9 protein-coding genes are annotated in these 13,438 nt (G+C 57.5%); 2 read left to right on the top strand and 7 right to left on the bottom strand.

Going from position 1 to position 13,438, the window contains the following annotated elements:
- Positions 1–23: 23 nt before the first annotated feature.
- The 5 genes from ABF824_RS02500 to ABF824_RS02480 form a co-directional block, all read right to left on the bottom strand.
- On the bottom strand, positions 24–3,638 hold the full coding sequence (locus ABF824_RS02500; protein WP_415486253.1) for a Hint domain-containing protein: 3,615 nt from the start codon (positions 3,636–3,638) through the stop codon (positions 24–26).
- A 203-nt stretch (positions 3,639–3,841) separates the two neighbouring features.
- Positions 3,842–4,357 carry a hypothetical protein gene (locus ABF824_RS02495; RefSeq protein WP_415486252.1) on the bottom strand — a complete coding sequence of 172 codons (516 nt, stop codon included), beginning with the start codon at positions 4,355–4,357 and terminating at the stop codon, positions 3,842–3,844.
- Between the two features lie 160 nt (positions 4,358–4,517).
- A complete protein-coding gene (locus tag ABF824_RS02490; RefSeq protein ID WP_415486251.1) occupies positions 4,518–5,939 on the bottom strand; it encodes an ammonium transporter in 1,422 nt (473 codons plus the stop codon).
- A gap of 202 nt (positions 5,940–6,141) precedes the next feature.
- Positions 6,142–7,539: a glutathione-disulfide reductase gene (gorA, locus tag ABF824_RS02485; RefSeq protein WP_415486250.1), complete on the bottom strand. Its 1,398-nt coding sequence runs from the start codon at positions 7,537–7,539 to the stop codon at positions 6,142–6,144.
- Positions 7,540–7,652: 113 nt separating this feature from the next.
- On the bottom strand, positions 7,653–8,528 hold the full coding sequence (locus ABF824_RS02480; RefSeq protein WP_415486249.1) for a LysR substrate-binding domain-containing protein: 876 nt from the start codon (positions 8,526–8,528) through the stop codon (positions 7,653–7,655).
- 75 nt (positions 8,529–8,603) lie between these two features.
- Here ABF824_RS02480 and ABF824_RS02475 point away from each other — a divergent pair, with 75 nt between their 5' ends.
- Positions 8,604–9,632, top strand: a complete 1,029-nt coding sequence (locus ABF824_RS02475) for a YeiH family protein (RefSeq protein WP_415486248.1) — start codon at positions 8,604–8,606, stop codon at positions 9,630–9,632.
- Positions 9,633–9,997: 365 nt separating this feature from the next.
- Complete coding sequence (locus ABF824_RS02470) at positions 9,998–10,942, top strand: hypothetical protein (RefSeq protein ID WP_415486247.1); 945 nt, start codon at positions 9,998–10,000, stop codon at positions 10,940–10,942.
- A gap of 153 nt (positions 10,943–11,095) precedes the next feature.
- On the opposite strand, the gene ABF824_RS02465 is transcribed toward ABF824_RS02470, so the two are convergent.
- Both ABF824_RS02465 and ABF824_RS02460 read right to left on the bottom strand, forming a co-directional pair.
- Positions 11,096–11,974 carry a ferredoxin--NADP reductase gene (locus tag ABF824_RS02465; RefSeq protein ID WP_415486246.1) on the bottom strand — a complete coding sequence of 293 codons (879 nt, stop codon included), beginning with the start codon at positions 11,972–11,974 and terminating at the stop codon, positions 11,096–11,098.
- Between the two features lie 250 nt (positions 11,975–12,224).
- Positions 12,225–13,424, bottom strand: coding sequence for a YncE family protein (locus ABF824_RS02460; RefSeq protein WP_415486245.1), 1,200 nt, complete (start codon positions 13,422–13,424; stop codon positions 12,225–12,227).
- Positions 13,425–13,438: the final 14 nt, after the last annotated feature.

The raw sequence follows: 13,438 nt of genomic DNA, 5'->3' as shown, positions 1-13,438 counted from the left end.
CAGAACATTCCTCCACCAGCCCCTCAGGCTCTTTTGGCTTCATTCTGGGCGTTGGCGACAGGAAGCCCCAAGGCCCGAACGAAGCACTGATCGACTTCATCTACACAGAACTTTGCCTGAATCATCCGATGGGCAAGCTGCCCAAGATCATCCGCCATGTCAGGATTTTCATACAGGCGGATGATCTCTTCAGCGATTGCTTCAGCATCATCCTGCACCAGACCTGAAAGAGCTTTGGGGAGGGCAAATCCTTCCGCCGCAACGGACGTCAGCACACAGGGCACACCAGCGGAGAAGCTATCAACCACCTTGGCGACGATACCGGCGCTGAACTGCATGGGCGCAACGCTCACACGTGCCTTGGCAAACAGATCGTTCCGGAGATCATCGACCGGCCCCAGAACCTGCACGTTTCCACCCAGTTCTCCCGCCTTCGTCGCCAGCGTATGCAGGACGTGCTCCTGCCCATAGCCTGCCAGCAGACAAGGCACATGCGGAAGCTTCTGCCAGACGCGCGGCATGATATCGCGGACAAGCACCAGTGCGGCGTCCAGGGATGGCGCGCTGTTGTAATTGCCGACAAAAGCAATTCCCGAACGTGCGGTCGCGGGTGTGTCCACCATTTCTCCAGCGACGTCCCAAGGCGTGATATGCACGTTTAGACCCGGCAACAGGCTACGCAGCGCCGTGGCTTCCGTCGCCGAATGCACAAGAACCACATCGCACTGCAAGGCGGCCGTCATCTCATATGTCCGCAGGCGCCCAATGGCCCGCTTCAGATCCATACGGCCTTCAACCGTCGCCTGACGGTCCATGCGGATATATTGCAGATCCCGCGCCCCATAGATCAGCTTGGCACGCTTCATGTAGCGCCGCGCCAGACCGGCGAAGGAAGACACCACGCTGAGGCCACGCAGATAGACCACATCGAATGAGCCAGCCTGCCGACGCAGCACTTCTTCCGGAGAACCATAGACCGGCGCTCCCGCGATCCTGATTCCCTCCTGCTGGAGCTGTTCTTCCAGATCCGGCGCAGGCGCAGCGTCTACTGTGGTGAACGTGACATCGAAGCCCAGACGCACCAGCGACCGCATATGCGACAGCATCGGCACGGCATCCGCATTGTCACCGATTCGAGGCATACTCTCGGCAATCACCAGAGCGCGGCGGATCACGGGCATGTTCGCCGCAGCCGGACCGGCCTGCCTTCTGGCACGATGGAGTTCGATTACTTCCTCACGACGCGTATCGAGATCAGCCTGTTGCTGGCGAAGCTGGTCTGCCTGCTGCTGAAGGAAGGACAGTGCATCCTTCCGCCGCGCCGGGCTCTCCAGATCCTGTACGGCGTGTTCGATCGCCGTACGCATCGCCTCATCGAAATTTCCGGGCACTCCCACTCTCGCGGGCGAACCATTCAGCGGAGCCGTTGTGCCCGCGAAAAGAACCTCGACCACATGCGCCTTGCGCCAGTCGAGAGGCGTGGGGAAATTGTAACGGAATCCGGCCCAGCCATTCCCCATCCCGGCAGCGGCAAGGTCGCCACGGTGGTCAGATGCGGAAATGGTAGCAACACACTCTCCGTCGACAACGATGTCAATTTCCGCCCTGTCCCACGGATGCGCCGCATTCCATGCCCAGCCGCTCACATATTCACGGGTGACATGATCAATCCAGCCATGAAGCTGCTGCCGATCAACTTCCACACGCGGTTTCTCGGACGCTTTTTCCACCGGCGTGGCGGATGTGACACCCGGATAAAGCTGCGCTCTATCCCTGAAGCGGCGCACCACCACATTGCGCGCCTTCTCCATCTCCATTGGCGTCCGATAGGAAACAGCGAAGCTGTGCCGCACTTCCTCTCCGTTTTCTGTGGCAACCCGTTTGGCCTCAGCCGTTAACTGACGTGCAACAATCCTCCGGTCGGCAATGACCTCGATCTCAAAAGGCGCCGTGTCTTCCTGCGACACAAACCAGCCGGAAATTTCGTGACCGTTGGCGTATTCCACATGGCCGGCAATACGGGGATGTTCCAGCGCCAGTGCCCGGTCGTTCAGACGATTCCAGATCGCCAGCAGCTCCTCGCCATCATCAATGCGCGGCGCACAGTGAACGGGCACCTGTGGGTCGGTTTCAGGATAAAGAACGTAAAACTCGGCGGCGTTATGAAAGATGCTGCGTCCGCCGTCTTCGATATAACTTTCCGAAGGTGCCCCTTCGGCCAGAAGCAGATCGTGACTGTCCAGTTCTATGTGGAAATAGTCGATCTGTTCTGCGGTCTCCTGCTGCACGATGGTGCGATTGTTGAGCAGGGCACCAGCCGGAACCAGAACGCCGTCCACATACATGGCATGTTTTGGCGAAACACGCAGATCACGACGGGGAACATTATCCGCAATCGCACCAGCCTTGATGACAATCGGCAGGAGGCTATGACTGTTGCGCACGAACTCCGGCGCATAACTACGCCTGCCAATCCAGCGTATTTTACGCAATTCACCCGAGGCAGTGCGGACCATATCACCAATCCGCAGCGTCTCGACTGGCACTTCCCCTTCCTCAACCGCGATCAGCGTCCCGAGGCAGTAGCACGCGACATACGTAAGCAGAGCCGACCCCGTCCCATCGTCCACCATCTGGAATTCGTCGGCTGAAATTGCGCCGACCGCACTGGCGAGAGAGAATGCCTGAGTGATGGCATTTCCATCGCTGTCCGTGCCCGTGACAGTAACGGTATTTCCGTCGACAGTGACTGCCGGAACGGTCGATGAATAGTCAAAGCTTTGAAGATCAATAGTCGCGCCCTTCTGGAGCGTCAGACCAGTGATTGAAAAACCTGCGTTCCGAAGAGTAAACGTGCCCCCGCTATCCACCGTAACATTTGCAAGCGAGGCTAGGCCGTCACCACCGGAAGCGATGGCAAGAGTGCCACCACTTGCTATTTCAGCGCCATTGATCGTGCCGCCATCATTCGCACTCAGACTGGCACCACTGCCAACAGTGACATTCGAAACAGTGGCACCCGCTTCATCCAGCGACAGGCTACCACCAGTCTCCAACTTAGTACCGGACGCGACACCACCAGAAGAAACAACCTGCACACCGTAATTTGTCACAACAGTGCCGGACGCGACACCACCATTCATGACAGACTGAACACCATAATACTGATCGTTTATGCCACCACCAATCACCGTTACATTAGTGGAAGAGCCATATACTTGTTGAACGCCGCTATTCTGTATTATTGTATTAGCCGCGCTACCACCAACCTCAATATTCTGTGTTACCCCTTTACTAACAGTTGCGCCTGAATCAACGCCAAAAACATCTTCCTCGACATTTAAAATGAGACCGGAGGCTGAACCACCTTTTGCCACCGTGAGCAGGGCGGCACCCGCATCAAACGTCACATTTTCTACAATACCGCCCGAATTAACAACTAATGTGCCGCCCGCCTCCACAGTGCCACCACTGACAACACCCTGATTACCGAGGGTAAGCTTGCCACCATTTACAACAGTAACCGTGGAAAAAACGCTCCCACTGACTGCAGAAATGCTCACCCCGTTTTCGATTGTAGCAGAATCATAAGATGACCCTGAGACGGTGGTCGATGAGGTGAAATCCATGTCGCTCATTCTGTTACCTCAGTTTTGGCGGTGCCTGACGCGGTTTTGCAAAATCATTTCTGGGTCTCATTATTCGCTCTAATGACTAATTTTCTCGATACAGACCTTGCTGAGCCCTTAACTCCGGCCGCAAAAGGTGTGGTCAGGTCATAAAAAAAGCCGCCACAATGTGTGACGGCTTTTCAGGCACAAAGATTAAAGGGGCTGAGGAATTACAGACCTTTCAGGTGTTTGTTGCAGACGCTGTAATAACCGCCGCCTTTCTGAATCCACTTCAGACCGGCGTTTGCGCCTGTCGCCTTGTTCGCATTGTACTGGTCGACGCAGGTTTTCATGCGCGCCTTGCCTGCGGACAGGGACGAATATTTCGACGAAACCTTGCTAGGAAAAACAGCATTGCCCGTATAGGCAGGAGCCGAACTCTTCTTCTCCGAAGCCTTGGTTGCGGCTGTTTTTTCCTCTGCGGCAGCCGGAGTCGCGGCCGCGTCTGTTTTGGCTGGCGTGTCCGCCTTGTCATCCGCTTCAGCTTCCGAACCCGCGCACTGCGCAGCCTTGAACTCTTTGTAGGTCTGCGTGCCCAGAGTACCGCCTTCCTTGGCGGCCTTGAATTGGGCGTGGCATTCCTTGGCCGTGACCGCAGCCCGTGCGTCCGCCACACCAAACCACGCCACGCCTGCCAGAAGAGCAAACGCGGCGGTCGCCGCGCGTGCGGAACGATTGAAGCTCATCAAGTGTCCTTACATCTCAGTCGTATTACTGATGCCGCCTTCACGCGACACAGCCATGATTTAACAGAAAACCGAAGAGAAACAGACATCGAAATCAGCAGCGCAAGAAAAAAGGGCGGATCAAAGACCCGCCCTTTACATCCATTGCTGTGGATGAAGATCAGTTGATGCGCTCGCCGTGCAGCGCAAGGTCGAGACCTTCCTGCTCCGCTTCTGTGGAAGCACGCAGACCCACCAGAAGATCCACCACTTTTAACAGCACGAACGTCATGATGCCACACCAGACAATCGTCACGCCAACAGCCTCGGCCTGCACGATCAACTGGTGAATCGAGCCGGACGTGCCGGAGGGGTTAGCATCAGTGGCAGACAGCGGACCGTATGCGAACACACCTGTCAGCAGCGCGCCGACGATACCGCCAATGCCATGAACACCGAATGCGTCGAGGCTGTCATCATAGCCCATCATGTGCTTGAGCGACGTGGCGCCCCAGTAGCAGACCACGCCCGTGATCAGACCGATGGCCAGCGCGCCACCCGGCAGAACGAAACCGGCCGCCGGGGTGATGGCCACAAGACCACCGACCGCACCGGAAATGATGCCCAGAACCGTCGGCTTACCCGTGCGCGCCCATTCCGCCAGCATCCACGACACACCCGCAGCAGCCGCAGCGATCTGCGTCGTCGCCATCGCCATGCCCGCGCGACCATTGGCTCCGACTGCCGAGCCGGCATTGAAGCCAAACCAGCCCACCCACAGAAGAGAAGCGCCAATCACGGCATAGGTCAGATTGAATGGGGCGAGGTCATCATGACCATATCCACGGCGCTTGCCGAGCACGATGGCGCACACCAGACCGGCGATACCGGCGTTGATATGCACAACCGTGCCGCCCGCGAAGTCGAGGGTGCCCATTCCGGCCAGCCAGCCAAGCGGGCTCCAGACCCAGTGAGCGACCGGGGCATAGACAATCAATGACCACAGAATGCTGAACACACAGACAGCGGAAAACTTCATACGCTCCGCATATGCACCCGCGATCAATGCCGGTGTGATGATGGCGAACGTCATCTGGAACATCATGAAGATGCTCTCAGGAATGGTCATCGTGGAAGCGGCATCCGTGCCAGCGCCGATCGTGAAGGGAATATCCGCACCCTTCGTGATGTGATCGCCCAGCGTCGCGAGAAACGCCTTTGACAGACCACCGATATACGGCGTGCCATTGGTGAAGGCCAGCGAGTAACCCGCGACCATCCAGACGATGGTGATGATGCAGCAGATGGCGAAACTCTGCATCAATGTCGCAAGGACGTTCTTCTTGCGGACCATGCCCGCATAGAACAGGGCAAGACCCGGAATGGTCATCATCAGCACAAGCGCCGTGCTGATCAGCATCCATGCGGTATCGCCCGTATCGATGGTCGGCGCGGCCTCATCGGCGGCAAAAGCCGGAAGGGACGAAAACAGCACTGTGGTGCCAGCCAGAACAGCGGCAAGGAAGCCGGACTTCCCGTATCCCGCTGTCTCGTTCTGTCGGTGCGGGCGATGACCCGCGAACGAGGAAAACTTATTATTCATAAACGCTCGCTGCCCCCTGCCTCATTCGCGTCTGGTTCGTCTGTTTTGCGACATGCGCTATCCGCGTGAGACGGGCGCGCACCGCCATATCCGGCACACAGCACGCCCCCGCCATTATCTCTAAACCTATACGTAGCCTATTCGTAACGAAATGCTCAAGGCCGCAATTCATAAAGAAAATAACGGCCGAATGCAGATAAATTCAGGAGCCCCTCACCCGGGTCCGGGTCCGCATGGTAACGAACTCCTCGGCGGAGGTCGGATGGATTCCGATCGTCCTGTCAAAATCCGCCTTCCGAAGTCCGGCAGTGACCGCAATGGCCAGCCCCTGCATCAGTTCGGCGGCGTCCTCACCCAGCATATGCGCACCAACAACCTTCTGGGTCGCCTGATCGACAACGAGCTTCATCAGAGTGCGACGCTCGCGCCCACTTAGCGTGTGCCGCATGGGGCGGAATTTCGAGAGATAAATATCCGTCGCGCCATTTTCCGCAGCTTCTTCTTCCGTCAGGCCAACGCTGGCCAGAGGCGGGGTGAAAAACACTGCCTTCGGCGTGGTGTCGAACGACCAGGAACGCGCGGTATGCGCGAACAGGCGATCGGCAAGAATATGCCCCTCAGCAATCGCAACGGGCGTGAGATTCAGGCGGTTCGTTACATCTCCAATGGCGAACACACCCGGTTCAGCCGTTTCCGAATGATGATCGACCTCGATTCGCCCCTCTTCCGTCGTACGGACGCGGGTGTTCTCCAGTCCCAGCCCTGCGGTTTTCGGATGCCGCCCGGTGGCCAGCAGCACACAGTCGACCGTTACGTCCGAACCATTGTCGAGAGTGACCACAAGATCATCACCATCCTTGCGGATTCGCGTCGGACTCGCCTTCACATGCTGCGTTACGCCCCGCTGGTCGATGGCTTCGTGCAGCGCCGTCCGCATGTCCTCATCGAAACCGCGCAGAGGAAGCGCCTGCCGGTAAACCAGATCGACCTTCGCCCCGAGGCCTGCGAAAATGCCGGCAAATTCAATACCGATATAACCGCCCCCGATGATACAGACACGCTTCGGCATTTCCTTCAGACCGAACACCTCGTCCGAGGTGATGGCGAACTCGGCCCCGACAATATCCAGCTTGGAAGGGGTCGATCCTGTCGCAATGACAATCTGCTTCGCCGTGATGCGTTCCGGTTTGGCGTCAGGCGCGAGCGCCGTCGGCTTCGTGACGATGGTATGGGCATTCTCGAAATGGGCGAAGCCCGTCAGCAGCCGCACGCCCGCCTTTTCCAGCATCGAGACATAGATGCCGTTGAGACGGGAGATTTCCTTGTCCTTGGCGGCAATCAGCTTGCCCCAGTCAAAAGCGCCCTGCTCCGTGTTCCAGCCGAATCCGTGACTGTCCTGAACATAGTCACCATATTCGCTGGCCTGAACCATCAGCTTCTTGGGCACGCAACCCAGATTGACACAGGTGCCACCCCAGTGACGGCTTTCCACGACCGCCACGCGTGCACCATGTCCGGCGGCGATCCGTGCGCAGCGGACGCCGCCCGATCCCGCGCCGATGACCAGCAGGTCAACGTCGTACGATGTATCTTCGGGCATTCTGTCCACTCCACTCGGGTTCATCAAACTGTCGGTCGGGAAAATGCCTTGAGTGAGGAGCGGAGACAACCATCTGTGGATTTAAGACATTGCTCTGTGTGACAGATGGACGGTTAAAGCATCTCCACAAAGGCCTGTGCCGCGCGGCTCATAGGCCGCTCACGATGGCGCAGCATGTGAAAACTGCGTTTCTCCAGCGTGCAATCCAGCGCTTCAACCAGCCCCGCCCGCACCCGCGACGCTGCGGCGAGGTCGGAGACTGCCGAGATCAATCCGCCACTTGAAACACCTTCCAACACAGCTTCATTGGAAGGAAGCACCAGCCTGATATCGAGATCAGCCAGATCAATCTGGAAAATGGACTTCAGACATCGCGCAAGGTGATCGCGCGTGCCGGACCCCTCCTCCCGTAGTACCCATTGCGTTTCGACAAGATCCTGCCGACGCAGCGCACGCCCAACGAGTGGGTGTCCGGGAGCCGCATACAGGCGAAAATCGTCCCCTCCGACAGGCTGTTTATGCAGCAAAAGCGCATCATCAATCTTGCCCTCGACAAAACCCAGCTCGGCTTCGCCACCCATGACAGATGCTGCTGCCTGCGTCGTGTTGCCAACGCGCAGATTCAGCCTGATAGTCGGATAACGGACGGCGAACCGTGTCAGAAAACCCGGCAGCCAGTAGTTCGCCACCGTCTGGCTGGCAGCGATACGCAACTCGCCGCGCACCAGCCCCGACAGATCATCAAGCACCTGCAATGCTTCGGTCGCTTTGGCCAATACATTCCGCGCAGCAGGCAGAAACGCCCTTCCTGCCTCGTTCAGTTCAAGCCCGCGTCCGATGCGGTGAAAAAGGCGCGTCGCATGGCGCTCTTCGAGAGCCGCGATGGCGGCGCTGATGGCGGGCTGTGAGAGATGCAGCCGTTCCGCCGCGGCCCGCATGTTCAGCATTTCTGCGACTGTCACGAAAATACGGAGCTGCTCAAGCGTCATTCAATAAATTTCCTTTATTGAAACAAATATATCAATCCATTGGATTTGTCATTCGTGCGGCGCGATGTTTCCTGCATGAAACGGACACCCCTTCTCTTTCGCACGCTACCCGGCTTCCTTCTGAGTCTGGCCGTCGCGGGGAGCGCCATGCTCCTTGAACAGGCGGAAATCATCCTTACAGGTTCGGCCTGGATCGAAAGCCTCGTGCTCGCCATTCTCGCAGGCACCGTTCTGCGAACCCTGTGGAAGCCGCCGGCGACCTTTGAGAGTGGCCTCCATTTCTCTGCTCATACTCTGCTGGAAGCAGCCGTCGCCCTGATGGGCGCTGCGGTCAGCATCGAAATGGTTCTCAAAGCCGGGCCTGCGCTGGTGGTTGGCATTGTAGCGACTGTCGGCATCGCGATTGGTACAGGCATTCTACTAGGTCGCGCATTCGGTCTGCCAGCAAAAATGGCGGTGCTCATTGCCTGCGGTAACGCCATCTGCGGCAACTCGGCCATTGCCGCCGTGGCAGTTGCCATTGACGCGGACAGCGACGAAGCCGCGACCGCCGTCGCGTTCACAGCCGTGCTCGGCATTCTGGTGGTCCTGTGCCTGCCGTTGGTGGCCCATAACCTGCATCTGACACAGACAGCCGGTGGCGTGCTTGCGGGCCTGACGGTCTATGCGGTGCCGCAGGTGCTGGCGGCCGCTGGGCCGATGGGTGCAACGGCCGTGCAGATCGGCACACTGGTCAAACTGGTGCGCGTGCTGATGCTTGGCCCGGTGGTGGCGGTCTCTTCCATGATTTACGCCCGCCAGACTCCGTTCAGAAACAGCACGAAACCGAGTTTCAGTCTGAACAAGTTCCTGCCGCCCTTCATCCTGGTCTTCATGGGACTGATGGCGGCACGCTCGCTTGATCTGGTGCCGCATGCCCTGCTTGGACCGCTCCACACGATGAGCGGTTTGCTCACTCTCGTTGCCATGGCGGCACTTGGGCTGGGTGTTGACCTGCGAAGCGTGCTGGCAGCCGGCCCGCGCGTGGTGGCTGTTGTTACTCTGTCGCTGGGGGTGCTGGGTGGCGTGGCGCTAGTGGTGGCAAGGCTATGCTGTCAGGTGTGAAGGGAGAAATTCGTTTCATAACCGATGCCTATGGCTGCTTTTTGTCAAAAAATGGCAGTTCACTCCGGATGGGCAGACATTATGACACATCAACTGAAGTGCTGCGGATCAACCGTGAGCGATTGTATTGTGATGTTGTTAGGAACAATAGAAACAGACGAAGCGGGACAATCTGGAAATCGCACTTACACGCTTTCATTCGACCAAACAAAGCACGACCCAAGCATGTTATTGCCTATTCCTTTCTCGCGAATATTTGAGAAAATTTCAGGTGTACTTTAAACTAGATCAGTAAATTCCGAATTCGTTAACCTATGCGTTGGCATTCTTTTTTTCGGGAAAAATCCACGAAACGGAAAAAAGCCATGTCCGATACGATTTCCGCACTGAGTGCATTCAACATTCTCCAGTTTTCATTAAGTCAGGGGCTGGGTATCAAGACAGACACTTCCGCTACATCTTCCTCGGGAGTTGCTGAATCCGAGACAATCAGCACTAAGTTTATCGACACGCCGTTGCAGGAAAGTGACGAGGAAAACCTGCTGTCCCACACGGATTCGATTAGCCTTCTGGGAAAGCTGTTCAGCGAAGCCGCAGCGACCATAAACAGCAGCACCTCAACAGATCTGGACAAGACTACCGCATTCGCGGAGGTGGCCCGCTATTCCACTCTGGCGCGTTATGGCGACCAGCCTGACGTCGTGGCAAAGGCACCGCAGGTCGAGGCACTTGAAAAAGCCTTTTATCAGGCAACGGCAGGTTCGTCGTTCATCAACACCGCTGTCCAGATGGCGGACGCCACATCCCTGCCGGCCAATGCCACCGCCACTGAAAAGCAGTTGTACGACATAATCCAGAACATCAGGAGCCCTGCCAATCTGGATACGGCAGTCTATACACTTTCCGAAACAACCGGCTCTGCGGTCGCGGCGAGTGAGACTGGAGCAGGTGCATCGGAAGAAGTGTCCTTCACCTATGGCATGACGCGAACAGAAGTTGAGAACGCGCAGGTTATCCCCGATTATGTAGACACGGCCGCCGCAGGACGGACAAAAATCGTGACTACATCCGCGACAGAAACTAAAACAGAGCAGGTAACCGCTTCCGTCCAGCAGACCGACAGTGGAAAGATTACAACGCCTTCAACCGACAATACCGCTGACAATACAGCGAAAACCCTGTTTGAAGCGAATGCACAGGATCATCTCTCGGTCGAGCAGCAGATTGTGGATGTGCTGTTCGGCGGAAACAGCAGAAAACAGGAGAAGACTGGCTTGATGTCAGGAACGGACAAAACGGCCATCAATTGACTTCTGTCCGGAAAGAATCATGGTGTAGCTTGGCCGCATAAGGAACATCGCTGACAGACGGAATGTCTTGAATGAGGCGAGGACTATCACAAAACAAAAAGGCTCCGGACAACACGCCCAGAGCCTTTCCACAAACCAGCATTCCAGCGCGGCTTACCGCTCGGCGAACGCCTTCTCGACAACATAAGCACCCGGCTTGGAGTTGTTGCCTTCGTCGAAACCCCGTGCTTCGAGCAGTTTCTCGGTATCAGCCAGCATTTCCGGTGAACCGCAGATCATCACGCGATCCAGTTCCGGATCGAACGGCGGCAGGTTCAGATCCGAGAATAGCTTGCCGTTTTCGATCAGCGTCGTGATGCGATCGGTCACTTCGAAGTCTTCGCGAGTCACAGCCGGATAGTAACGCAGCTTGGAAGCGATCATCTCGCCAAGGAACTCATGCTGCGGCAGTTCGTGACGAATGTGATTGAAGTAGGCCAGCTCGCCAGAAATACGCACGGTGTGCGTCAGGATGACGTTCTCGTAGCGCTCGTAGCACTCCGGGTCCTTGATCAGGCTCATGAACGGCGCGAGGCCAGTGCCCGTGGACAGGAAGTAGAGGTTACGGCCCGGACGCAGATTGTCGAGCAGCAGCGTGCCGACGGGCTTGCGACCGATCAGCACCGTGTCCCCCACCTTCACATGACGCAGACGCGAGGTCAGCGGACCATCCGGCACGGCGATGGAGAGGAACTCCATGTGCTCTTCATAGTTCGGCGAAGCGATGGAGTAGGCGCGCAGCAGCGGCTTGCCGTCCACTTCCATGCCGATCATCGTGAACTGGCCGTTCTCGAAGCGCAGGGCCTGATCACGGGTGGTGGTGAAGCTAAACAGGCGGTCGGTCCAGTGATGAACCGTCAGCACCTTGGCCGGGAAGAGGTGACCATATTCCTTCTCCGGCGGCGCAAGGTGCCACACGCCTTCCTGCCCTTCGACCGGCAGCAGGCCGGAAGGGATGTTTTCAGACGAAACGCGCGGCAAGACGTCTAACATGAGCCGGAGATCTCCATGTCAAAAGCACCGTGTGATCATAAGTCTGTCCGCCGCCGTTCGCGGGACCATCTGAGCACACAATGCGAGGTTGGTAATAAAATTTGGGGGCAACTTTTAGGAGGAAGCGTCGCCGGGCACCAGAAATAATTTACCAGAGCTGAATTGAGGCACGGAAATACCTCGGCTGGCTCGCCACAGCCACCTTCCCTGAACGAAGGTCATGGACCTTCGCCAGTTCAGGAATATGGGCTCAGCGCATGATACCCGTATGACCCACGGAATAACGACCGGGCTGCGGCCAGACAGCCAGGCCATGCGGCTCGGCACCAACAGGGATGATGGTCATCGCCCCGGTATTCGTGTCGATGGCATAAACGACATCGTCAAAACGACCGGACAGCCACAGCAGCTTTCCGTCTTCGCTGACATTGCCCATGTCGGGGCTGCCGCCACCGGGAATCGGCCATGTCTTCACGACCTGATTGGTCACGAAATCAATAACGGAAACACTGCCGTCCTTGCTGTGACGCGGGCCATGCACCTTGTGGGAACCACGATTCGCCACATACATGAATTTCGCATCCCGGCTCGGATAGATGCCGTGCGTGCCGACGCCTGTCGGAATGAAACCAATCTCCTTGAACGTATCGCCATCGACGATGAACACGCCGTCAGCATGCATGTCAGCCACGTAGAAGGTCTTGCCGTTCGGAGCCGTCAGGATGTCCTGCGGCATACCACCCTTGGACAGCTTCAGATAGCCGATCAGCTGACGGTTGACCGTATCCACCTTCGCCAGCATGCCGCCGAATTCGCAGGTGAAAATGGCATAGCGTCCATCGATGGAGAAGCCGGCGTGGTTGATGCCACGGCACTGAGGCGCTTCCACCGAACCCTGCATCTGCATGGTATGCGGGTCGCGGAAATCCAGCCGCTTGCGGGCTTCCGCCACCACAATGGCCGACTTGCCGTCGGGCGTGAAATACATGTTGTAAGGGTCATCGACCGGAACCGGCGCGCCGGGCTTACCCGTGCGCAGATCGATCGGCGTCAGGCTGCCGTCGGTCGTACCCTCGGCATTGTTCGTCGCCCAGAGCGTGCGCAGATCCCATGAAGGCACCACATGCTGGGGGCTTTTCCCGACAGGGAAACGGTCCACGACCTTCATCGTCGCCGGATCGATGACATACACATCGTTCGAGCGCAGGTTCGGCACATAGATGCGGGCCGGGTCTTTGGCCACCTCCGGATTAAGATTTCCGGCACGGGCCTCGGAATAGATGTTGTTCGGATCGACAACTGGCGGCATGCCCGGAATGGTCTGAATGGCCGCAGCAGTCACCGCCGGATTCACCCGGGTGGACTCAGTCTGCGCCTTTGCCGGAGCGAGACCGAAGGCGCCAAGCAGTGCCAGAACCGCAGCGCCGGTCAGAAATCGATTTTTCGTCATGTTTTATCCGTAAG

The organism is Acetobacter sp. (assembly GCF_047721705.1).
Classification (GTDB): Bacteria; Pseudomonadota; Alphaproteobacteria; order Acetobacterales; family Acetobacteraceae; genus Acetobacter.
The sequence above is the reverse complement of the archived record's forward strand: the minus strand, read 5'-3'. Positions and strand labels throughout refer to the sequence as shown.